This window comes from Pseudomonas fluorescens (assembly GCF_902497745.1).
GTDB classification, from domain to species: Bacteria; Pseudomonadota; Gammaproteobacteria; order Pseudomonadales; family Pseudomonadaceae; genus Aquipseudomonas; species Aquipseudomonas fluorescens_BM.
On the sequence record NZ_CABVHJ010000008.1, the window covers coordinates 195,804 to 218,417 of the forward strand.

General features: G+C 60.4%; 21 protein-coding genes. 8 read left to right on the forward strand and 13 right to left on the reverse strand.

Annotation, left to right across the window (positions count from 1 at the left end; translation table 11 throughout):
- Window positions 1-33: 33 nt before the first annotated feature.
- Entirely contained in the window at window positions 34-642 is a 609-nt protein-coding gene (locus F8N44_RS14990; protein ID WP_150650831.1) for a lytic transglycosylase domain-containing protein, read from the reverse strand.
- Between the two features lie 206 nt (window positions 643-848).
- Between F8N44_RS14990 and gspG the strand changes: the two genes are divergently transcribed.
- The 3 genes from gspG (at window position 849) to F8N44_RS31325 (ending at window position 3,036) form a co-directional block, all read left to right on the forward strand.
- A complete protein-coding gene (gspG, locus tag F8N44_RS14995) occupies window positions 849-1,277 on the forward strand; it encodes a type II secretion system major pseudopilin GspG (RefSeq protein ID WP_007913548.1) in 429 nt (142 codons plus the stop codon).
- A 14-nt stretch (window positions 1,278-1,291) separates the two neighbouring features.
- The gene (locus F8N44_RS15000; RefSeq protein ID WP_150650832.1) at window positions 1,292-2,479 is read left to right on the forward strand and encodes a type II secretion system F family protein; all 1,188 of its coding nucleotides are present in this window, start codon (window positions 1,292-1,294) and stop codon (window positions 2,477-2,479) included.
- A 74-nt stretch (window positions 2,480-2,553) separates the two neighbouring features.
- Window positions 2,554-3,036, forward strand: coding sequence for a hypothetical protein (locus F8N44_RS31325; RefSeq protein ID WP_191630894.1), 483 nt, complete (start codon window positions 2,554-2,556; stop codon window positions 3,034-3,036).
- A 280-nt stretch (window positions 3,037-3,316) separates the two neighbouring features.
- Here the strand turns inward: F8N44_RS31325 and F8N44_RS15010 are convergent, their stop codons facing one another.
- Entirely contained in the window at window positions 3,317-4,216 is a 900-nt protein-coding gene (locus tag F8N44_RS15010) for a LysR family transcriptional regulator (RefSeq protein ID WP_150650833.1), read from the reverse strand.
- Window positions 4,217-4,377: 161 nt separating this feature from the next.
- Between F8N44_RS15010 and F8N44_RS15015 the strand changes: the two genes are divergently transcribed.
- A complete protein-coding gene (locus tag F8N44_RS15015) occupies window positions 4,378-5,400 on the forward strand; it encodes an alpha/beta hydrolase (protein WP_150650834.1) in 1,023 nt (340 codons plus the stop codon).
- Between the two features lie 108 nt (window positions 5,401-5,508).
- Window positions 5,509-6,936, forward strand: coding sequence for a mechanosensitive ion channel family protein (locus tag F8N44_RS15020; protein WP_150650835.1), 1,428 nt, complete (start codon window positions 5,509-5,511; stop codon window positions 6,934-6,936).
- A 322-nt stretch (window positions 6,937-7,258) separates the two neighbouring features.
- Here the strand turns inward: F8N44_RS15020 and ycaC are convergent, their stop codons facing one another.
- The 7 genes from ycaC to F8N44_RS15060 form a co-directional block, all read right to left on the reverse strand.
- Window positions 7,259-7,882, reverse strand: coding sequence for an isochorismate family cysteine hydrolase YcaC (ycaC, locus tag F8N44_RS15025; protein WP_007913541.1), 624 nt, complete (start codon window positions 7,880-7,882; stop codon window positions 7,259-7,261).
- Window positions 7,883-7,952: 70 nt separating this feature from the next.
- The gene (locus F8N44_RS15030) at window positions 7,953-9,791 is read right to left on the reverse strand and encodes an amidohydrolase (protein ID WP_016987824.1); all 1,839 of its coding nucleotides are present in this window, start codon (window positions 9,789-9,791) and stop codon (window positions 7,953-7,955) included.
- A 43-nt stretch (window positions 9,792-9,834) separates the two neighbouring features.
- Window positions 9,835-10,461, reverse strand: a complete 627-nt coding sequence (locus F8N44_RS15035; RefSeq protein WP_150650836.1) for an antibiotic biosynthesis monooxygenase — start codon at window positions 10,459-10,461, stop codon at window positions 9,835-9,837.
- A complete protein-coding gene (locus F8N44_RS15040; protein ID WP_150650837.1) occupies window positions 10,454-10,867 on the reverse strand; it encodes a DoxX family protein in 414 nt (137 codons plus the stop codon). Before F8N44_RS15040 ends, F8N44_RS15035 begins: the two co-directional genes overlap by 8 nt.
- Window positions 10,868-11,083: 216 nt before the next feature.
- A complete protein-coding gene (locus F8N44_RS15050; RefSeq protein ID WP_150650838.1) occupies window positions 11,084-11,443 on the reverse strand; it encodes a DUF6124 family protein in 360 nt (119 codons plus the stop codon).
- Between the two features lie 516 nt (window positions 11,444-11,959).
- Window positions 11,960-12,883: a LysR family transcriptional regulator gene (locus tag F8N44_RS15055; RefSeq protein WP_016987820.1), complete on the reverse strand. Its 924-nt coding sequence runs from the start codon at window positions 12,881-12,883 to the stop codon at window positions 11,960-11,962.
- Between the two features lie 54 nt (window positions 12,884-12,937).
- Window positions 12,938-13,921 (reverse strand): MBL fold metallo-hydrolase, encoded by a 984-nt coding sequence (locus tag F8N44_RS15060; protein ID WP_150650839.1) that lies wholly within the window; start codon window positions 13,919-13,921, stop codon window positions 12,938-12,940.
- A gap of 249 nt (window positions 13,922-14,170) precedes the next feature.
- Here F8N44_RS15060 and F8N44_RS15065 point away from each other — a divergent pair, with 249 nt between their 5' ends.
- A complete protein-coding gene (locus F8N44_RS15065) occupies window positions 14,171-14,602 on the forward strand; it encodes a helix-turn-helix domain-containing protein (protein ID WP_150650840.1) in 432 nt (143 codons plus the stop codon).
- A 125-nt stretch (window positions 14,603-14,727) separates the two neighbouring features.
- Entirely contained in the window at window positions 14,728-17,616 is a 2,889-nt protein-coding gene (locus F8N44_RS15070) for an ATP-binding protein (RefSeq protein WP_150650841.1), read from the forward strand.
- Here F8N44_RS15070 and F8N44_RS15075 read toward each other — a convergent pair.
- On the reverse strand, window positions 17,593-19,050 hold the full coding sequence (locus F8N44_RS15075; protein WP_150650842.1) for an ATP-binding protein: 1,458 nt from the start codon (window positions 19,048-19,050) through the stop codon (window positions 17,593-17,595). The genes F8N44_RS15070 and F8N44_RS15075 overlap by 24 nt on opposite strands.
- 89 nt (window positions 19,051-19,139) lie before the next feature.
- The gene (locus F8N44_RS15080) at window positions 19,140-20,093 is read right to left on the reverse strand and encodes a GlxA family transcriptional regulator (protein WP_150650843.1); all 954 of its coding nucleotides are present in this window, start codon (window positions 20,091-20,093) and stop codon (window positions 19,140-19,142) included.
- Window positions 20,094-20,307: 214 nt separating this feature from the next.
- Between F8N44_RS15080 and F8N44_RS15085 the strand changes: the two genes are divergently transcribed.
- The gene (locus F8N44_RS15085; protein ID WP_150650844.1) at window positions 20,308-21,030 is read left to right on the forward strand and encodes a pirin family protein; all 723 of its coding nucleotides are present in this window, start codon (window positions 20,308-20,310) and stop codon (window positions 21,028-21,030) included.
- A gap of 48 nt (window positions 21,031-21,078) precedes the next feature.
- Here F8N44_RS15085 and F8N44_RS15090 read toward each other — a convergent pair whose 3' ends face one another.
- Together F8N44_RS15090 and F8N44_RS15095 are read right to left on the reverse strand one after the other, a co-directional pair.
- Entirely contained in the window at window positions 21,079-21,543 is a 465-nt protein-coding gene (locus F8N44_RS15090; protein ID WP_224794769.1) for a hypothetical protein, read from the reverse strand.
- A gap of 177 nt (window positions 21,544-21,720) precedes the next feature.
- A complete protein-coding gene (locus F8N44_RS15095) occupies window positions 21,721-22,596 on the reverse strand; it encodes a LysR family transcriptional regulator (RefSeq protein WP_150650845.1) in 876 nt (291 codons plus the stop codon).
- Window positions 22,597-22,614: the final 18 nt, after the last annotated feature.

Consider the following 22,614-nt stretch of genomic DNA (forward strand, 5'->3'; position numbering starts at 1 on the left):
GTTTGCCCCGAAAGTGGGGAAACCGGGTTGGGGTCACAACGGCGCATCCATCGCCAGGCCCTGCAGACGTCGGTACTGACGCAACACGTTCGGCACATAACGCTGGGTTTCGGCGAACGGCGGAATCACCCGGCCACGGCTGAGCACCGCGTCGGGACCTGCGTTGTAAGCCGCTAAGGCGAGGGCGATGTCGTTGTCGAACAGGGTCATCAGGCGCTTGAGGTATTTGGCCCCGCCCTGGATGTTGGCCTTGGGGTCGTAGACGTCGGTCACGCCCAGCTCGCGTGCGGTGTCGGGCATCAACTGCATCAGTCCGCCCGCACCTTTGGGCGAGGTGGCGCCGGGGTTGTAACGGGATTCGGCGTTGATCACCGCATGCAACAGCGCTTCGGGCAATTGATTGACTTTGGCGGCTGCCGAAACCAGTTCCGCGTAGGGCTGGTTGGCGATCATTTGTGGCTGCTGATCGAGGCTGGCCACAGGCATTTCAGCCTCGTGGATCACCCGTTCGTAGGTGCGTCCGGGCCGGTGAACGTTGGACAGTACATAGCTGCCCTTGGCGTCCACCGAAATGAACACATCGGCCTGCGCGGCGCTGCTGAGCAGCACACAACCGAGCAATCCGCTGGCAAGGAATTTCATGTCGGGCCTCCCCGGATCGACCCCGATAAATTGGGGGAAATGCCCCAATGGCCGATCACGTTTGAGCCATACGCAAGCACCGTGCCGACTCTTTAAGCGCCCGGTTTTCAAGGGTTTCAGCCAATCAGGTGATTTTCAGTGGGGGCTGAGCATGGCAATTGCATAAGCCGTTCTGGCGACACGGCTGCCACTCACGGGAGGTCATCATGAAGCTGCAATTTCGTCCGCGTGGCCAACGCGGCTTTACCCTGCTCGAATTGCTCGTGGTGCTGGTGGTGCTCGGCCTGCTGGCCGGGATCGTCGCGCCGAAATACTTCGCCCAACTCGGTCGCTCCGAAGTGAAAGTGGCCAAGGCGCAGATCGAAGGGCTGAGCAAAGCTCTGGATATCTATCGACTGGAAGTCGGCCACTACCCGTCCACCGAACAGGGCTTGCAGGCTCTGGTCACCGCACCGAGTGACGAGGCGAAATGGACCGGCCCGTACTTGCAGAAAAAACTGCCGCAAGATCCGTGGGGGCGTAACTACGCCTACCGTTATCCCGGCGAAAACAGCGAGTACGACTTGCTGTCGATGGGCAAGGACGGCCAGCCCGGCGGAGAAGGTGAAAACGCCGAAGTGACCAACTGGCAGTGAGCGGAGCGCGGCCCATGCGATTTCATTTGAAAGCGGTCGGCAAGGCTGGGGTGGTGTCCTTGAGCGTCGAAGCACCCGGCGACAGCGAAGCACGGCGGATCGCCGAGGATCAGGGTTTGCGTGTGCTCAGTTCGCACGCCGACAAACATTGGCGTTCGCTGAAACTGCGCCAGCGCGAGACCTTCAATCTGGTGTTGTTCAGCCAGGAACTGACCACGCTGCTCAATGCCGGCCTGCCGCTGATCGATGCGCTGGAAAGCCTCGCCGAAAAAGAAACCGCCCCCGCCGCCCGGAAAACCTTGAGTGAGCTGGTACGCCTGCTGTACGAGGGCAAATCCTTCTCGCAAGCGTTAGGCCAGTTGTCGGCGGTGTTCCCACCGTTGTACGTGGCGTTGGTGCAGTCCAGCGAAAAGACCGGCGCGGTCGGCGATGCGCTGGGGCGCTACGTCAGTTATCGCCAGCGCATGGACGAGGTTCGGCAGAAGATCATCAGCGCGTCGATCTACCCGATGCTGTTGCTGATCGTCGGCGGTGGCGTGGTGCTGTTCTTGATGGGTTATGTGGTGCCGCGTTTCAGTCTGGTGTTTGAAGGGCTGGGCAATAACCTGCCGTGGCTGTCGCAGGTGTTGATGAGCAGCGGCATGTTTTTGCATGCGCATCAGGCAGAATTCTTCGGTGCGCTGGCCGCGATCGTCATCGCCCTCGCCGTGCTGCAAAAGCAACCGGCGTTTCGCCGTGGGCTGGATCGATTGGTGGAGAAACTGCCGGCCGTGCATCAACGGATTTTCATGTATGAACTGGCGCGGTTTTACCGCTCATTGGGAATCTTGCTGCAGGGCGGGATTCCGCTGGTGACCGCCATGGGCATGGTGCGCGGTTTGCTCACCGTGGCTTCGCGTGTGCGGCTCGACCAGGCCTGCGAGCGGGTGCGCGAGGGACAGTCATTGTCCACCGCGCTGGAGCTCAATCACCTGGTGACACCGGTGTCCCTGCGCCTGCTGCGCGCCGGTGAACAGTCCGGCAACCTCGGGCAGATGATGGAACGCAGCGCCGACTTCTACGACGAGGAAATCAGCCGCTGGCTGGAGTGGTTCGTGAAATTGTTCGAACCGCTGCTGATGACCTTCATCGGCCTGCTGATCGGGGTCATCGTGATCCTGATGTACATCCCGATTTTCGAACTGGCGTCGAGTATTCACTGACTCCGGGAACGGGTCCGATCCCGGCAACAACGCACTTTTACGTTCCCAACAAAACCACAAAGACGGAGAACGATATGCACATTAAAAAGCTCGTGCTCGCAATGGCCATCGGCGCAGTTCTGTCAGCGTCTACGGTACTCATTCCGGACAGTTTGTCGGGAGTGTCCAGTGCTCATGCCAAGGATGGTGGGAGCGGTGGTGGTAGCGGCGGTGGCGGTGGCGGCGGAAGTGGCGGAGGTGGTCATGGCGGCAATGGCGGTGGTAGCGGTGGTGGAAGCGGTGGCGGCGGCAATAGCGGCAGCGGCAGCGGCAGCGGTGGCGGTGGCGGTGGCGGCGGTAACAGTGGCCACAGCGGCAGCGACCACGGCTCGGGACACTCGGGCGACAGCGGCTCATCCGGTCGCAGCGGCACGCACGCCGAAGCGGGGGATGACCATGGCGTCCACCGCGCTGGTGAAGTCGGTGATGACCACGGGGTCCACCGCGCGGGCGAAGTCGGTGATGATCGTGGCGTGCATGTCGGCGTCGAGCCGGGCGATGACAAGCGCGCCAACTGATTTTTAGAAACACCACAAAACCTGTGGGAGCGAGCCTGCTCGCGAATGCTGAGGGTCAGCCAATGATGTTTTGACTGACAGGACGCTTTCGCGAGCAGGCTCGCTCCCACAGGGTTTTGTGGCGTGCGCAGATTCCGCAGACGACCGTTATCAAATGTGGGAGCGAGCCTGCTCGCGAATGTTGTAGGTCAGCCAATGATGTTTTGACTGACAGTACGCTTTCGCGAGCAGGCTCGCTCCCACATAGGTTTTGCAGCGGTTGGAAGATCCACTGCTGAGCTCAGAGGGCGACGTGGCTCTCGTTCAGGCGTTCGCGCAAAAATTCGACCAGCGCCTGCACCGGCCTTGAAGCCTGGCGATGCTGCGGATACACCGCCGACAACGTCAGCGGCTCCGGCCGCAAATCATCCAGCACCGGCACCAGCCGTCCATCCTTCAGCGCCGCGCCAACGATGAACGTCGGCAAATAGGTAATGCCCATCCCCTGCACCGCCGCATCCCTGAGCAACTCGCCGTTGTTCACGCGCATGCGCCCGGTGACATTGACCAACACAGGTTTGCCCTGCCCTGCGTTGAAGCGCCACTGCACCGAACGACTGTGCCCGTACGGTAAACAGTCATGGTTGTGCAGGTCTTCCGGATCAAGAGGCGTGCCGCGTTCGGCCAGATACGCCGGGCTGGCGCAGTACACCCGTTCGATCGACGCGATGCGCCGGGCAATCAGGGTCGAATCTTCCAGCACACCAATGCGCAGCGCCAGATCGTAGCCCTCACCGAGCAAATCCACCGGGCGATCGCTCAAATCCACTTCCACCGTGACCTCGCGATAACGCTGCAAGAACAGCGGCAGCAGACACCCCAGATGCGCCACGGCAAACGACAGCGGCGCGCTCAGGCGAATCGTCCCGCGTGGCTCCGCGGTTTGCCCGGCGATGCCCTGCTCGATCTGTTCGACTTCACCGAGCAGGCGCAATGCCGATTCGTAGTAACTCTGCCCCAGCGGCGTCACGTCCAGGCGCCGGGTCGAGCGGTTCAACAAGCGCACGCCGAGGCGCTCTTCCAGTTGCATCAAGCGCCGGCTAACGAACTGCTTGGACAGGCCCAATTGATCGGCCGCTGAGGTGAAGCTGCCGGAGTCCATGACCTGGCAAAAAATACGCATGTCTTCGAACGGGTTCATTGTCACTCTCTGGTGGACAGTTAAACGCTTTATAGCCGCTTTTTCACTTTCAAGCAGCTCATTAATCTGTGCTCACGGTGTTGCTGAGGCCTGAAGCCCAGCGCCACAGCAGCCCGCAACCCAGGCATAAAAAATCAAAAATATTCAAAAGGATTTCCACCATGAACATCGTCAAGAAAACCCTCGCCGCGTCCCTCCTCGCCCTTTCCGTCAGCAGCGCTTTTGCCGCCGGCAGCCCTGGCGTGGAACACAACACTCAGGCCTTCCTCGATGCCCTCGCCGCTGGCGGTGGCCGCCCGCTGGAGCAACTGAGCCCGAAAGACGCCCGTGCAGTGCTGACCGGCGCGCAGGCTTCGGTGAAAGTGGATCTGTCGGGTGTTGAAGTCAGCGACAAGGCGATCAAGGTCGACGGCCAGACGATCAACCTGAAAGTGGTGCGTCCGGCCAAGGTCAAAGGCGAGTTGCCGGTGTTCATGTTCTTCCACGGCGGCGGCTGGGTACTCGGTGATTACCCGACGCACCAGCGCTTGATTCGTGACCTGGTGGTGGGTTCTGGCGCGGTCGCGGTGTACGTCGATTACACGCCGTCGCCGGAAGCGCAGTACCCAACCGCAATCAACCAGGCCTACGCCGCGACGAAATGGGTAGCCGAGCACGGCAAAGATATCGGTGTCGACGGCAAGCGCCTGGCGGTGGCCGGCAACAGCGTCGGCGGCAACATGGCGGCAGTCGTGGCGTTGATGGCCAAGGAACAGAAAGCCCCGGCGCTGCGCTTCCAGTTGCTGATGTGGCCGGTGACCAACGCGCAGTTCGACGACGGTTCGTACCAGCAATTCGCCGAGGGCCATTTCCTCACCAAAGGCATGATGCAGTGGTTCTGGGACAACTACACCACCAACCCGGCCGAGCGTGCGCAGATCCACGCCTCGCCGCTCAACGCCAGCGCCGAACAGCTCAAAGGCCTGCCTGCCGCACTGGTGCAAACCGCCGAATTCGACGTGCTGCGTGATGAAGGCGAAGGTTATGCGCGGCACCTTGATGCGGCCGGCGTGGCGGTGACCTCGGTGCGCTACAACGGGATGATTCATGACTTCGGTTTGCTCAATCCGCTGAGCCAGATTCCTGAGGTGAAAGCGGCGGTGCGTCAGGCGGCGGCTGAGCTGAAAACTCACCTGAATCCATAACAGCAAAAGATCGCAGCCTTCGGCAGCTCCTGCATTGGAATACGTTCTTCTGTAGGAGCTGCCGCAGGCTGCAATCTTTTTATTGGCAGACACTTCGGAGCACCGGCCATGACCCTTTTCTACACTCATCTGCTGTCCTGGAGCGCCGCCCTGCTGCTGCTCGACGCCGTACTCTGGCACTTCTCGCCCTTCACCCATCGCGCCCCGAGAGTCGGTGTGCGGCTGGTGCTGTTTCTGGCGTTCACGGCGCTGGTGATCAACGCCGGCGTCAGTCCTTTGCAAGCACCACAATTTACCGATGACCGCGTGGCGCAGTTGGGTGCAACGGCGTTGGGGATTCTCTGGTGGCTGTACGCTGCGCGAGTGCTGACCGAGGTGATCGGCCTGGCGTTGATGCGCCGCATCGGCCACAGCGGTCGTTTGCTGCAGGACGTGATCGGCGCATTGGTGTTTCTGGTGGCCACCGTCGCCGCTGCCGGTTACGTGTTGGAGTTGCCGGTGAAAGGTTTGCTGGCGACTTCGGGCGTGGTGGCCATCGTTGTCGGTCTGGCGCTGCAAAGCACCCTGGCCGATGTGTTTTCCGGGATCGTGCTCAACACCACCAAGCCGTATCAGGTGGATGATTTTGTGGTAATCGACGGCGTCGAAGGCAAAGTCTTCGACATCGACTGGCGCGCCACGCACCTGCTGACCAGTGCCGGGACCATGGCGGTGGTGCCGAACTCGGTGGCGGCCAAGGCGAAGATCGTCAACCTCAGCCGTCCGAATAACATGCACGGCGTGTCGATCAGCATTCAGGTGCCGAATCACATCCGCCCGCGTCGGGTACTCGATGCGCTTGATCGCACCTTGCAGGGCAGCAGTTCTCTGTTGTTGAGTCCGGCGCCGAAAGCCGTGTTGAAAGAGGCCGGTGAAACCATGTCGGAATACGTCGCCAGCGGCTTCATCGCCGAGCTGGGCAAAAAAAGCGAAGTGCGCAATCAACTGTTCGACCTCGCTCACCGGCATCTCGAAGCGGCGGGCATTTCGCGCCATCCCGACGGTGTGATCGAACCGTCGACCCGCGCCCGCGCATTGCTGGATGAGGTGAAAATCTTCCGCTCGCTGAGCAGCGAAGAACGTGATCGTCTGGCGGAATCGATGGTTGCGCAGCAATACACCGCAGGCCAAGTGGTGCTGGATCTGGATGAAGTGCCGGACAGTCTGTTCGTGATTGCCACCGGCGTGGTCAGTGCGACTGTGGCGGACGGCGACAGCAAGGTCGAGGCCGGGCGGATGGGGCCGAGTGAGGTCATGGGTGAACAGAGCATTCTGGCCGATACACCGTCGCAGGCGACGTTCACGGCGTTGACGTCGAGCATCATTTATCGTCTCGACAAGAGCCTCACCCGTCAGTGCATGGAACAGCGCACAGAGGTGGGTCGGGCGTTGAATAAGTTGCAGGCGGTGCGGCAGCAGAATAGTCGCCTCGCGTTGATGGGCAAACCGGTGGCGGTGAGGAAAGGTGGGTTTCTGGGTTGGTTGCAGAAGCGGTGATGCGAAGATTTTAAGATCAAAAGCCTACCCCCTCACCCCAACCCTCTCCCCCAAGGGGGCGAGGGGGAAAGGGAGCCGATCTCCGTTTGCTTCAAGTCTGGAGTTCGACTCGATTCCCCAGGTCGATGTATTCCGAAAGCCGCCCCTCGGTCAGTCCCCTATCCCCAAGACCTCCAAAGGAAAGGGAGCCGATCTTCAAGCTGTTCAAAACTGAAGTTCGGCTCGGTATTGCACGTCGGCGTACCTTGAAAGAACCCCTCGGTCAGTCCCCTCTCCCTCTGGGAGAGGGCTAGGGTGAGGGGCTGTTCAAACTCACACCGAATTACTTGGCAGTGAACTTGGTATAGCTGTTGATCAGGTTGCGATAGTTAGGCAGACGCTCCGACAGCAGATGCGCCAGACCTTCCATGTCATTGCGCCAGTCGCCCTGCAGCTCGCACGCCACCGAGAACCAGTTCAGCAGGTGGGCACCCGCCGCCGACATCCGCGCCCACGCCGCCTGCTGCACGGTGGTGTTGAAGGTGCCGGACGAGTCGGTCACCACAAAGACTTCGTAACCTTCAGCAATGGCCGACAAGGTCGGGAACGCTACGCAAACGTCAGTCACCACACCCGCAATGATCAGTTGCTTGCGCCCGGTAGCCTTGATTGCTTTAACGAAATCTTCGTTATCCCAGGCATTGATCTGCCCCGGGCGCTGAATGAACGGCGCATCCGGAAACTGCTCGCGCAATTCAGGCACGATCGGGCCGTTGGGACCTGCGTCAAAACTGGTAGTCAGAATGGTCGGCAGTTTGAAGAACTTGGCGATGTCGCCCAGCGCCAGCACGTTGTTCTTGAATTCGTTCGGGGTGAAATCCTGTACCAGCGAGATCAGACCGGTCTGGTGATCGACCAGCAGTACGACCGCATCATCTTTGTTCAGACGTGTGTAAGGAACGCTCATGGGAAAACTCCTGATGGACGGATGGATGAAGCGTTGAGCGCCGACCGGATGGCCGGCGCTTCAGGGGAAATCAGAAGGCGAAGCAGGAGCAGCCGAACGCGCCCCAGAAACCGGCGAAGTCGCTGACCGGCGCGTTCGACATCCGCGCCTTTTCATGGCTGTGGGTGTGCACCGCGCACGGGCCGCTGCATTGGTGCACCTGCGCCTGCAACGGCGAATTCGGCCGCCAGTGGCCCGGGACCTTCACCACCGGCGACCAGTCCGGCAGCACTGGAATCGAACGCGGGCCGAGGTCTTCGAAGTCGCCGGCGGCGTAGACAATCTTGCCGCCGACCACGGTCATTACCGATTCGATCCACTTGATCGCTTCTTCTTCGACATGGAAGAAGTCCGCGCTCAGCGCCGCGAGATCCGCCAGTTGCCCGACCTTGATCTGGCCCTTCTTGCCCTGCTCCGAAGAGAACCAGGCACTGCCGTGGGTGAACAGTTCCAGCGCAGTGGTGCGCGGCAAACCTTCTTCGTACAAGGCCAGACCACCGACGGTGCGGCCGCTGACCATCCAGTACAGCGAAGTCCACGGGTTGTAGCTGGAAACGCGCGTGGCATCGGTGCCGGCGCCGACCGGTACGCCTTCGGCGAGCATGCGTTTGATCGGTGGCGTCGCTTCGGCGGCTTGTTTGCCGTAACGATCGACAAAGTACTCGCCCTGGAACGCCATGCGATCCTGAATCGCGATGCCGCCGCCCAGCGCTTTCACCCGCTCGATGTTTTGCGGGGTGATGGTTTCGGCGTGGTCGAAAAACCAAGGCAAACCGTTGAACGGAATGTCACGGTTAACCTTCTCGAACACGTCGAGCATGCGGCTGATGGATTCGTTGTAAGTCGCGTGCAAACGGAACGGCCAGCGCTGTTCCACCAAGTGGCGCACCACCGGCTCCAGCTCTTCTTCCATGGTCTGCGGCAGATCGGGGCGCGGTTCGAGGAAGTCTTCGAAGTCCGCTGCCGAGAACACCAGCATCTCGCCGGCGCCGTTATGACGCAGGAAGTCATCGCCCTGATGCAACTTGACGCTGCCGGTCCAGTTCTGGAAATCGCTCAGCTCTTCTTTCGGCTTCTGGGTGAACAGGTTGTAGGCGATGCGCACGGTCAACTGGTCGTCTTTGGCCAGTTGTTCGATCACCTGATAATCGTCCGGGTAGTTCTGGAAACCGCCGCCGGCATCGATCGCACTGGTCAGGCCGAGGCGATTGAGTTCGCGCATGAACTGGCGGGTCGAGTTGACCTGATATTCCAACGGCAGCTTCGGCCCCTTGGCCAGCGTCGAGTAGAGAATCATCGCGTTAGGCCGCGCAACGAGCATGCCGGTCGGGTTGCCATTGCTGTCGCGGACGATCTCGCCACCCGGCGGGTTCGGCGTGTCGCGGGTGTAACCGGCGACGCGCAAAGCGGCGCGGTTGAGCAAGGCGCGGTCATACAGGTGCAGGATGAACACCGGGGTGTCCGGCGCGGCCTGATTGATTTCTTCGAGGGTCGGCATGCGTTTTTCGGCGAACTGGAATTCGTTCCAGCCACCGACCACGCGCACCCATTGCGGGGTCGGCGTACGGTCAGCCTGATCCTTGAGCATGCGCAGCGCATCGGCCAGAGACGGCACGCCTTCCCAGCGCAGTTCGAGGTTGTAGTTCAAACCGCCACGGATCAGGTGCAAGTGCGAGTCGTTGAGACCGGGAATGACGCAGCGGCCGTGCATGTCGACCACTTGCGTGTTCGGCCCGCGCAGGGCCATGGCCTGGTTGTCGTTACCGACGACGACGAAGCGGCCGTCGGTGATGGCCACGGCACTGGCCAGCGGTTTGGTGCGGTCTACGGTATGAAACTGGCCATTGAATAAAATCAGATCAGCGCTCATCGCAGTTCCTCAAGCAAAGTGAAAAGGAGCAAACCCCGCGCGCTCAGCGTGGCGAGGTTTCTTGGGAATCGAGGTGTTCATGGGCCTGGCTGGCTTCGAGCCACGGCGTAAACAAACGGGTGACCGGTGGCATCACCACGTACACCACCGACAGGACGATGGTCAGGGTGATCAGGAACGTGGCGACCACGTAGTTGGAAAGAATCGGATGCAGCGCCAGCAGCGGCCCCCAGATCAGCGGCACGAGCAAGGTGTGCGGCAGAATCACCAGCAGCGAGACGACGGCCTGCTTCCAGCGTGGCGGCGGCGAAGCGGCATCGGCCAGTGGCGAGAACCAGAATTCATTGATCGGCGCGACTTCGGTCTGATCGCCATCAGCCAGCATTGGCGCGGCTTCGGCGACCAGCGCCTGACGCTGCGGCGACTCCAGCCAGCCTTGCATCGCTTCGGTGGAGCTGAAGCGCAGCACGCAGGTATAGAAATCGAGACGGCCGCGCTTGCCGCGCACCACGTCCACCCCCAGATGACCTTCACGCTGCCCCGCCACGCGGACGATATTGCGCAGCCAGGCCTCATACGCTGACTCGAAACCGGCCTTGACCCGGTGTTTGATGATCAATGTGACCGTCTCATCGGCCCCCGGTGACTGTGGATTGAAGACTTCAGGCATAACGCAACACTCCGGGCAAACGAACAGAAATCGCCAGCCGTCCCGGCCCGGCGATCAACACAGTGGTAAACACGATCAACAGCAACCAGCCGAACTGCCCTTCGGCCACACTCCATTGCGGATGCACGACCAGCAGCGCCACCAGCAGCACAAAGAGAATAGGCAAGCACGCCAATCGCGCCAGCACCCCGGCGACGATCAGTAGTGGGCAGAGGACTTCGGCGAAGATCGCCAGGATCAGGGTGAGTTGAGAACCGAGGTGGAACGGGTCTTCGATCAGTTGCAACTGCGCGGTGAAGTCGAGCAGCTTGGGCAAGCCGTGGACCCACAGCAAAAACAACCCGCCGCTGACCCGCAGGAACAGCAAACCGATATCGCGTGCCTGTTCATCTGTTGAGGCATTCATGACCCGACCCTTGAAATGTCATTGGCTGGAATCATGCCAATGATGGTCGGGAAGAAATTGGATGGGTGTGCTCAGTTCCACGGCGTGCCAGGATTTTTGAAACACCGCAGAACACTGTGGGAGCGAGCCTGCTCGCGAAGGCGTCGGGTCAGTCAACAAATGTTTTGAATGACACACCGCTTTCGCGAGCAGGCTCGCTCCCACAGGGGGGGGGGCTTAGGCCGGTGCTTCGAGGTTATCCAGCACCCGGTTCACTGCCAGCTCACCGAGCATGATCAACTGCGCAATCCCCAATAACGCCCGGCGCTGCGGCGCGGGCAACAGGTTGGCGACGTCCTGGGCGATGGTCTTGGCCGAGGCGAGTGTTTCGCTGGCATCGGTCAGCAGTTCTTCATTTTTGGTGTCGGCAGTTACCGCGTACATACCACGGGTTCTGCGTGGCGGTGGCGTGGAGCCGGGTGGAAGGAGGTAATGGTCGAGCGCGCGGTCGGCGACTTCGTGGAGTTTTCGGGAGTCGATGGATTCGTAGGACGATGTGGGGTCGATGTCTGGCGGGTTGGATGTGACTTTGAACATGGTGAATCTCCTTTTTAGAACCGGGATCATCACGTCCTGTCGCTAAACAGGATGGGTGGCGACCGTATGCAGGTTAGCGAACCGGTAAAAAGGCAACCCGGTAGACCCGAAGGTCTCCCGCATACAGCCGCCATAGCGAAGTGCAGACGATAGCCTGCAACGAAGCATGGGGCGCTGATGCACTTTTTTTGGTCCGAGTCGCTAAACCCGATCGCTGAGTTTTCAGCGACCACCAAACGATAGAGACCCGACCAAAAGCGCACAAGCCGGCGGATTCTGGCGTAGCTGTAGGCAAAGGCGCAAGGTTGCGTAGCCTGAAAGAGTGTCTGTGGGTGTTGCTTAAACGGCGATGTTTAAACCACCAACAACTCAGGGATCACGCCGTCCCAATGTGGGAGCGAGCTTGCTCGCGAAGGCGTCGGGTCAGTTGATAAATGCTTTGAATGACACACCGCTTTCGCGAGCAGGCTCGCTCCCACAGGGGATTGGTGTTGTTTGTGAGATTGGCACAGGGATTTAAACCGCTGGAATATCCAGCGGCGCCGCCATGAACTGGCTGATCCGCGCTCTGAGCCATTTTTCCGCCGGGTCGTTGTCATGCACCCCGCTCCAGGCCATCGACAATTGCGCTGCATCGATCGGGAACGGTGGATCTTCGGCGCGCAACGCACACCCTTCAACCAGCGCGCAGGCCGCGTAATCCGGCACGGTGGCGATCATCTCGGTGCCGGCGAGCAACGCGCGCAAACCGCTGAACTGCGGCACGCCCAACACCACGCGGCGCGTACGGCCGACCTTGGCCAGGTCCATGTCGATATTGCCACTCAGGTCGCCCGAAAACGACACCATCGCATGCGGGCGCTCGCAGTATTCATCCAGCGTCAGCGGCCCCGGACGGTCGTCGCCGCGCAGAACCTTGCAGGGAATGTCGCGCAGTTTTTTGCGCTTGGCGTTGGCCGGCAATTCAGTGGTGTAACTGACGCCGACGGAGATTTCCCCCGATGCCAACAGCGCCGGCATCAGCAGATAATTGGCGCGGCGCACGACCACGACAATCCCCGGCGCCTCTTGCTGAAGCTGGCGCAGCAGCGGTGGAAACAGGCCGAATTCGGCGTCATCCGACAGGCCGATGCGAAACACATCGCAACTGCTCGCCGGTTCGAACTCCTTGGCTCGGCTCACCGCACCAGAGATGACGTCCATCGCCGGCTGCAACTCCTTGAGAATCGCCAGCGCCCGCGCGGTCGGCTCCATGCCACGCCCGTTGCGCAACAACAGCGGATCATCGAACAGATCGCGCAACCGGCCCAACGCAGCGCTGACGGCCGGTTGCCCCATGAACAGTTTTTCGGCGACGCGGGTCAGGTTCTTTTCGAACATCAGCGCTTCGAAAATCACCAGCAGGTTCATGTCGACGCGACGCAGATCGTTACGGTTCATAGGCATGTTTTCCTTTTCGGTGTCAGCTGCTTTTGCGGGTGGGCGCCGCGCACTTTACTCGATTAACGGCACTTTGGCGGCGCGCTTATACGGACCGTATTCCACGGGCACCCACTGAAAGTGCTTGCCTTGCGCGGTGATGTGACCGATGCCCGGGAACGGCAGGTGCGCCGCCGTCACCCACGTCTTGCTCGCCACCGCCGCGCTGAAGACTGCCTGACGCGCGTTGATCGCTTGCGCACTGTTGACATCAAAGCCGATGGACACTTCTGGATGCTCAAACTGCACAGCCAGGTTATGCACCAGATCCCCCATGAAAACGATGCTCTGATTCTGCGAGGTGAAACGGTAGGTGGTGCTGCCCGGCGTATGGCCGGCTTCGAGTGTCGCTTCGACTAATCCCGGCAACGGTGACTGGCCAGCGGCAAAAGTCTTGAAGCGCCCGGCGGCGACGTAGGCCGCGGTGGAGTCCTGGGCGATCTTGAAAAACTCTTTGGCGCCGGTCGGAGCTTTGGCCAGCGCGGCCGGATCGAGCCAGTAATCCGCTTCAGCCTTGGCCGCGTACACCGTGGCATTCGTGAACAACGCTTGTTTCTGTGCATCGACCAGACCACAGACATGATCGAGATGCAGGTGCGTCAGCAAGATCGTATCGACCTGCTCTGGCTGGTAGCCGGCAGCCCGCATATTCGCCAGAAGCTGTCCGGAGGTGGCGCCAATGCATTGCCCGGCGCCGCTATCGACCAGAATCAGTTGCTTGCCGGTATTGACCAAGAAAGCATTGAACGCCGTCTGAACCCCCGGAGTTTCAATCGAACGGCGTGCCAGCAATGCGCGAATCTGCGCCTGACTCATGCCCTGCAACAGCTTCGGCGACAGGTCGTTGTACCCATCGAACAATGCGGTGACCTCGTAATCGCCCAAGGCCAGGCGGAAATAGCCCGGCGCCTGAGTGCCCTGCTGGGGTGCCTGTGCCATGGCGCTGGAAGTGACCAGCGCGAACGTCAGCGCCGCCGCTGCGTTGAAAATGCCTTTCATCTGATTCCCCTTGGACCTGCCGATTGCGGCGCCCCCATCGGCTCGCCACGCTTGCTGTCATCGTGCCGCAAACCGTGGGGCGCAGACTTGCAGAGATGTGCTGAGTTCAGATCAATGCGCGGGAATTAACAACGATTAACTCGTCAGCCTCCCGCTATCGCCCAACAATGAAACTCTCTGCGCAGCGTTGTTTTTTTGACCTGAGGGGATGCGCCGACCGTGCATTCCCCATCGACACGGACATTGGCCATGGCTCATTTACAGCACAGCGTCGCCCTCGCCCCTGCCAACGAACCACGCAAGACCGGGATCGGCGGGCTCAGTCCGCAGCGCGAACGGCAGGTCAAACAACTGATCCTCGAACGCCTGGGCGAAAGCCTGGAAGTGACCGAACTGGCTCGCGCCTGCTCGCTGTCGCGCAGTCACTTTTCCCGCGCCTTCAAATGCAGCACCGGGTTGTCGCCGCAGGACTGGATTCGCACCCAGCGCCTCGCGCGGGCCAAGCTGTTGATCCAGCACACCGACCTGAGCCTGACGCAAATCAGCCTGGAATGCGGGTTCTGCGATCAGGCGCATTTCTGCCACATGTTCACCCGCAGCGAAGGCATCAATCCGTTTGCCTGGCGCTGCCAGATCATGCGTGAACCCAAAGCTAACCGTGCACAGCCTGCCGTGTTTTGATCGCGGCCCCCGTTGCACTGACGCTCAAACCTGAGGATTATGCCGGGACACCCCGGAATAGAAGGCCCGCGCACACGCTCGGCACTATTCCGCACTGTCCATCGTCGCACCGCAGGAGTGAGCTGTTGAGTCTTTCGCCGAATCAGGCCCTCGGTTTTGGCCCCTATCGGATTCATCCCGGACAACGGCGGGTGCTCGAAGGCGAGCAGCCGTTACGCCTGGGCCGACGGGCGATGGACATTCTCCTGATTCTGCTGGCCCACGCCGGCGAAGTGGTGAGCAAGCAGCAATTGATGGCCGGGGTCTGGCCCGACAGTGTCGTTGAAGACATCAACTTGCGTGTGCACATGGCAGCGCTGCGCAAGGCGCTCGGTGACGGTCAGGCCGGCCAGCGCTACATCATCACCGTGGCGCAACGCGGTTACAGTTTTGTCGCACCGGTATTAATGGAATCCATGGAGGAGCGTCCTGTGGGCGATGTTGGCGGTCGACACAATCTGCCCTTGCGGCGCACGCGCATGATCGGTCGCCAGCCGCTGGTCGACAGCTTGATGGCGCAACTGCCGCGCCAACGCTGCATCACCCTGGTCGGCCCCGGCGGGATCGGCAAGACCACCGTGGCCCTGCGGGTAGCCGAGCAGTTGATCGGGCACTATCGCGACGGCATTCGTCTGGTGGATCTGGCACCTCTGAGCGATCCCCGGCTGATCTGTTCACACTTGGCCGCCCTGCTTGATCTGACACTTCTCGAAGGCGACCCGCAGACAGCGCTGGTCAAGGGCCTGCAACAGCGGCAGATGCTATTGCTGCTCGACAACTGCGAGCATTTGATTGATGCCGTTGCGGCGCTCAGTGAAAGCATTCTGCGCGGGGCGCCGCACGTGCATATCCTCGCCACCAGCCGCGAAAGTCTGCGAGCCGAAGGCGAATACGTACAGCGTCTGGACTCCCTCGAATACCCGCCGATGACGACGACGCTGGATCGTGAGCAAACGCTGAATTTTTCGGCGCTGCAGCTGTTCGTCGAACGAGCGACGGCCGCGCAGGAAAGCTTCGAACTGAGCGATATCCAGCTGCCGCAGGCAATCGAGATCTGCCATCGGCTCGACGGCATTCCACTGGCATTGGAACTGGCGGCAGCGCAGGTCGCCGAACTCGGACTGGACGGTCTACTGAGGCAATTGCAAGGCCGTTTGCCGCCGCTGGCAGCGGGTAATCAAAGCAGTCTGGAGCGCCATCTCACCCTGCGCGCAACGCTGGACTGGAGTTTCAATCTGCTCGACCACTGCGAGCAAACCTGCCTGCGTCGTCTGGGCGTGTTTCGCGGTGGTTTCACCCTGGAGTCGGCGGCGGCCGTTATCGTCGGCCAACAGATCGACCCCGGTGTGGTGTTTGTGTCGATCACGCAACTGGTGGCCAAATCCCTGCTCGCCGTCGAGGTCGGTGACGAGGACGTGTTCTACCGCTTGCTCGACACTACCCGGCGTTACGCGCTGGAAAAACTCGATCACGCTGCCGAATGCGAAGAAACCCGTGAGCGGCATGCCGAACGCTGTCTGGCGTTGATGCAGCAGGCGCAGAACGATTGGGAAAACACGCCGACATTGTTATGGATCGATCGCTACGCCCGAGGGCTGGAAGATTTGCGCGCAGCGCTGGACTGGAGCCTTAACGGTGTCGGCACTGGTGGTTTGGGAATTCGGCTGACGGCGGCGTCGGCGCCCTTGTGGCAGGAGTTGTCGTTGCTCAAGGAGTACGGCGCCTATGTGCGCCGGGCGCTGAGCCTGTTTGATGAACTCGGCGAACCCTGCCCGCGCCTGAAAGTCGCCCTCAAACTGGCCCTTGGCAGTGCCTGCTATCACACCTGGGGCGGCACGGCGGAAACCATCGAAGCGTTCGCCGAAGCCCGCCAGTTGGCCCACGAGCACGACGACATTGCCGGTCAATTGCGCGCAGTTTCCGGGCACATGGCGGTCAACCTCAGTTGCGGGCACTACCGCTTGGCGCTGGCACAGAGCGAGCACTTCGACCGCCTCGGCCTGCACGGCGACCCGCAGTTGTCACTGAGTACCCACCGCTTGCGCGTATTGGCCCTGCATTATGCCGGCGACCAATTGCAGGCGCGCATTCACGCCGAACAGGTGCTCCAGCGCATGGCGCACAGCGGCCATGTCAACCGTTTCACTCATGGCTTTGGCGTGCAGTACGACCAGAGCGTCGCGTCGCTGACGGTGCTGGCACGGGTTTTATGGATGCAAGGTCTGCCGGAACAAGCCTGGCGCACGGCGCGGCAGGCCCTCGACATCGCCGTTCAGATCGACCATGGCACCTCGATTTGCTACACCCTGGCGCTGGCGAGTTGCCTGATCGCTCATTACAACGGGGATCAGCAGAACGCCCGGGCGCTGTTGCAGTTGCTGCTCGAGCAGTCGCAGAAACATTCGGTACTGCTGTTCAACACTTGGGCGCGGCACTACGCACAGGTGATTGACGCGCAAGCCAAGGCCCCGGTGCCGACGGACAGCAGCGGGCTGATCCGGGAAATCATGGTGACGCTGGATGGCCGTTTTATGGATGACGCGCTGCTTGTGCGGGCGTTGAGTGGTGATGCAGGGTGGAGCACGGCGGAGATTCTGCGGGCTCAGGCGGATACGTTATTGAAGGAAGAGTTGGTTTGTCTGGGCGGGCCTCTTCGCGAGCAAGCTCGCTCCCACCGGGATTTTGGATGTACTCAGGCCCCAAGTGGGAGCGAGCCTGCTCGCGAAGGGGCCATTCAGGAAGCCGAAACACTCCTGCAACAATCCCTGACCATCGCTCGCACCCAAGGCGCGCTTGCCTGGGAACTGCGCAGTGCCACTTCATTGGCGCAACTCTGGCAGCGCCAGTCGCGCTGTCGTGAGGCGCTGGATTTGCTCAATCCGATCTATCAACGCTTCACCGAGGGCTACGCGACCCCGGACCTGCGCAAGGTGCACTTGCTGATCGACGAATTACGCGAGGGCGTGCACGCCTGAGGCCAGACAAATCCGCTTGATGTAACGGGCATGCCGGCGTTCAAGATCAATTCCCTCGCCGCTGCGCTCAAGTTGCATGCGGGCATAGCATCGGGTGGTATTGAGCATCCGGTACCGGCCTGCACTGACGCCGCGTTCCAGTGACAACCAAGACTTCTGCGCCAGACCTTCGATGATCGCGGCAAGCTCCGACACGGCCAGTTGCGGGCAACTGATCACCGCCAACGCCGCCTCTAGCGTAAATGTCAGTTTGAACACCGATAAGCGCCGCAGCACGCGTTGTTCCTGCTCACTCAAGCGCTGATAGCTCCAGTCGAATGCCGCTTGCATCGATTGGTGCCGGGGTACAGCGGTGCGCCGGCCATGGCGGAGCACTTGCAGACCATTGGCCATTTGCGCCTGCAGGCCGACCAGCGCCAGCGCATCGATCTGCGCCGCGGCCAGTTCAATTGCCAGCGGTAAACCGTCGAGTTGCCGACAGATCTCGACCACGACTTTGACGTCCTGCTCACGCAGGCTGAAATCATGCTGTCGCGCCCGGGCACGGCTGACGAACAACTGCACCGAAGAATGGCCCATGGCTTCAGTGATGCAATCGGTCGCCGAGCGTTTCGGAACGGCCAGCGGTGGCACACGCTGCAGGGTTTCCAGACTGACCTGCAAGGCCTCACGACTGGTGGCGACTATCGACAGACGAGGCGCGGCTTCGAGCAACGTTGCAACCGCTGTTCTGCAAGCGTCGCGCCGCTGGTCACAGTTATCCAGCAGCAGCAACGCATGGCGGGTCGACAGCCCGGTCAGATCGCTTTCGAGGGTGCGCAGCACTTGGTCGAGCAGCGGCGTGTCGTCGTCGATCAAGCTCAGATCTACTTGCCACACACCGTCTCTGTAGTACTGCAAAAGCAGTTCCGCGACCCGCAGCGCCACGGTGGACTTGCCTACGCCCGGCGCTCCCGTGATGGTCATCAGCCGACACAGCGGCATTTGTCGCACCAACCCGCCAACCAGCGAGTCACGACCGGTGACCGAGGTCAGTCGAGCTGGCAAATTGTGCAGGGGTGTCTGCAAGCCCTCGAAGACCACTTGCGCGGCATTGTTGCAACGCACCGGGGCAATAAAGCTGTAACCGCATTGCGGCACGTTGACGATGTAGCGCTGACCGTTTTCGCCATCACCCAAGGCCCGCCGGAGCGCAGCGATGTGCACGCGCAGGTTGATCTCCTCGACCACCGACGTTGGCCATACCAGAGCGATCAATTGCTCCTTTCTGACCACTCGACCGGCACGCTCGACCAGCACCTGCAAGATGTCCAGCGCGCGCCCGCCCATGCGCAAGGGCCGATCTCCGTCGAGTATCAGCCGTTGGCGCAGGTGGAAAGCGTAAGGGCCGAAATGCAGCACTGACGCCGTATACAAATCGATGAGGCTATCCATGCAACTATCTTGGCAGGCTCAGATGACGCGACAACCGCTACACGGGGCGCAGCACGGACATCCGGGTGCGCCAGACGGACACAAGCGCTCTAGCTGAACTGTTCGCGGTACTGCGCAGGGGTCAGGCCGAGCTTTTCTGCAAACAGCGAACGCATGTGCCGCACACTGCCGAAGCCACTTTTGTAAGCCACGGTTTTAAGCGGCAGATCGCTGGTTTCCAGCAGATTGCGTGCGCAGTCGATGCGCGCACTTTGCAAAAACTCCATCGGCGTCATGTTGATGTCACGGGTGAACACCCGTGCAAAGTGCCGCGCACTCATATTGGCGATGGCCGCCATGCGCTCAACCGTAAAGGCTTCGTCGAGGTGTTCGAGCACGTAACTCTGGGCGCGGGTGATCGGGGTTTCCTGCGGTGCCACAGCGGCCATCAGCGGACTGAACTGCGCCTGCCCCCCCTGCCGCTTCATCACCACCAGCAGGACTTTGGCCACATCCTGGGCAAGTTTTTTGCCGTGATCGCGGGCGATGACGGCGAGCGCCATATCGATCCCGGCCGTGACACCGCCGGAGGTGATCAGGTTGCGATCTTCGACATAGATCTGATCGGTCGTGACTTGGGCTTTCGGAAAGCCCTTGATCAGCCGTTCGGTGTAGTTCCAGTGGGTGGTCACCCGGTAACCGTCCAGCAACCCGGCATGGCCCAGGACAAAGGCGCCGGTGCAGATCGAACCGTAATACTCGACGCGCTGGACCGCGCCCTTGAGCCAGGCAAACAACGCCGGAAACTGCTGGTTGTAGGCACCGGGGCCACCCGGCACCAGCAGCAAGTCATAACGCTCGGTATCGGCATCATCAATGGCCCGATCGGCATGTACCAACACGCCATTGGATGCCCGCAGCGGGCCACGTTCAGTGCCAAGCGTGATCAATTGATAATGCGCTTCGGCTTTCAGGTAGCGGTTGGCAACCGAAAAAACCTCCAATGGCCCGGCCATGTCGAGCAGGAGAAAGTCGGGAAACAGCACCATTGCCACGGTTTTCATGGGAAGACATCACTTAAATCAAGGAGACATGAGACAGGCCAGACATTATGGACAACTACGACATTCGAGGCGCAAAAGTTTATGCGAAGCGCGTCGCACAACTGTCAACCTGATCAGGACAGTCTTTCAATTTCCATCTACTTATTGCACCTCACAGTAACCAGTAACCTTCTCCTCACTCGGACGAATTCACGTCCCGCAAGGAGATTTCATCATGCTGACCCTTCGCAAAGCCTCCGATCGTGGCCTCGCCAATCATGGCTGGTTGAAGTCCTTTCACACCTTTTCCTTCGCCAGCTATCGCAACCCTCGCGAACAGGGTTTTTCCGACCTGCTGGTGATCAACGATGACCGTGTTGCCGCTGGTAAAGGTTTCGGCCAGCACCCGCATCGCGACATGGAGATCTTTTCCTACGTGCTGGAAGGCGCACTGGAACATAAGGACACGCTGGGCACGGGTTCGGTTATTCGCCCGGGTGACGTGCAACTGATGAGCGCAGGCAGCGGTGTGGCGCACAGCGAGTTCAATCATTCGGCGACCAAACCGGTGCACTTCCTGCAGATCTGGATCGTACCGGATGTAAGCGGCGCCAAACCGCGCTATCAACAGGAACATTTCAGCGCCGGGAAAAAACGCGGTCGTCTGCAATTGATCATTTCGCCGGACGGCCACGACGGTTCACTGAAAGTGCGCCAGGATGCACGGGTCTTCGCCGGGCTGTTCGACGGCAAGGAAAGCGCCACGCTCGAACTGCCGACCAACCGCTATGCGTATGTGCATGTAGCGCGCGGCAGTGTCGAACTCAATGGCCAGCAACTGCGTGAAGGTGACGGCGTACGGGCTCGCGAAGAACAGTTGCTGACGTTGAGCAACGGTGTCGATGCCGAGGTGCTGGTGTTCGACTTGCGGCCGCAGGAATTGCCAGAGATGCCATGACACGGTGTCTCAATACCCACAAAAACGGCCTTCTTTGAAGGCCGTTTTCTATTGTGCTGATTCGGTTGCTTGCGGCGAAGCAGGCTTTGGTGCACTTATATCTTTGCCTATCTGGATCGCAGCGAGTGTCGTCTGCAGGGTGGTTAGCACAGCCGCTTGATTGGCGAAGTGGGCCCCCACCACGACGGTGATCATTCCGAGAAAGTGGACGGCCGTTGTCGCCCAGTAATGCGCCTTCACTGTCGAGGCATGTTTGATGGCTTCTTTTGAGTCCTCGGCGATTTGTTGTACGCCGTCCCACATCAAATCGTATCGTTTGTCCCTCTCCGCCTGAGTCAAAAGATAAGCATCGATTTTTGCCGACACACCCTCGAAGCGAGCGTCCATCCTGGTCTCAATGGTCTCGATCCTGGCATTGAATTCTTCACGGCTTATTGCGTTCATGGCTTGAGTATTCCGGCTTTTACTCGATAGATCACTGATTGGATTTTGACTGAATTCCGAGGTTTTCAATTCGACACCTTCCTGGGTCTACATACCGTCCCTGGTATTAAATCGGTGAGTTTCCAACGCCCCTCACCGAACTGATGAAAAGATAGGCCCCATCCAGAATGCTCACAAGCCGGGAGATTCTGCCTCTGGTGTAGGCCGTTTCGTCAGAGGTTGTAGCCCTGCCAAAACAGCGTCTACCTACTCATTCTCCGACGCGAACACGTCGACAATCTGCTCGATCACCGCCCTCACCCGCGCGGTATGGCGAAGATCCGCGTGGGTTACCAGCCATACCTCATAGGGCAATGGCGTGGTGCGCTCCGGCCAAAGCCTGATCAGGCCATCGCGCTCGCCCATGTACACAGGGATTTCTCCTACACCCAACCCTGCTGCAATCGAACGACGAACGAGCAAACTGGAACTGAGGCTGGCGACGATACGACCACGACTCATTGGCTCCGATACCAACGTCAGGTCCTTTTTGCCTTGCAGATACGGTTGATAAACCACCAGATCATGCCCTTCAAATGCCGTGCCCGGCTGCGGCGCTCCATTGGCGTCTATGTAGGTTTGAGAGGCGAATAGCCCCACTGGCCATCGGGCAATGCGCCGGGCGATCAGGTCAGGGTTGTCCGGCCGGGTGTTGCGCACGGCGATATCCGCCTCGCGCTTGGCCAGGCTGAGGATCTGCGTGGACGCATCCAGTTGCACTCGCACGTCCGGGTGCTGCTCGTGCAAGCGGGCAATCGCCGGGATCAGGAAATCAATGGCCAGTGAATCGGTAGTACTGACGCGCACCGTGCCGGTCAGGCGATCGTCCAGGCCCTGAATCTGCCGCTCCAGCTCAAGCGCCGAATGCTCCATTTTCTCCACGCTTTTAAGCGCTGCTTCGCCCACCGCCGTCAATGCGTACCCGTCAGAGGTACGCAGAAACAGCGTCGCGCTCAGGGACTTTTCCAGCGCCGTGATGCGCCGCCCGACAGTCGCTTGATCCACCCCCAGAACCCGCGCTGCGCCGCGCAACGTCGACTCGCGGCAAACGGCCAGAAATACCCGTGCGTCATCCCAATTCATGCTGTCTCCAGACAATGC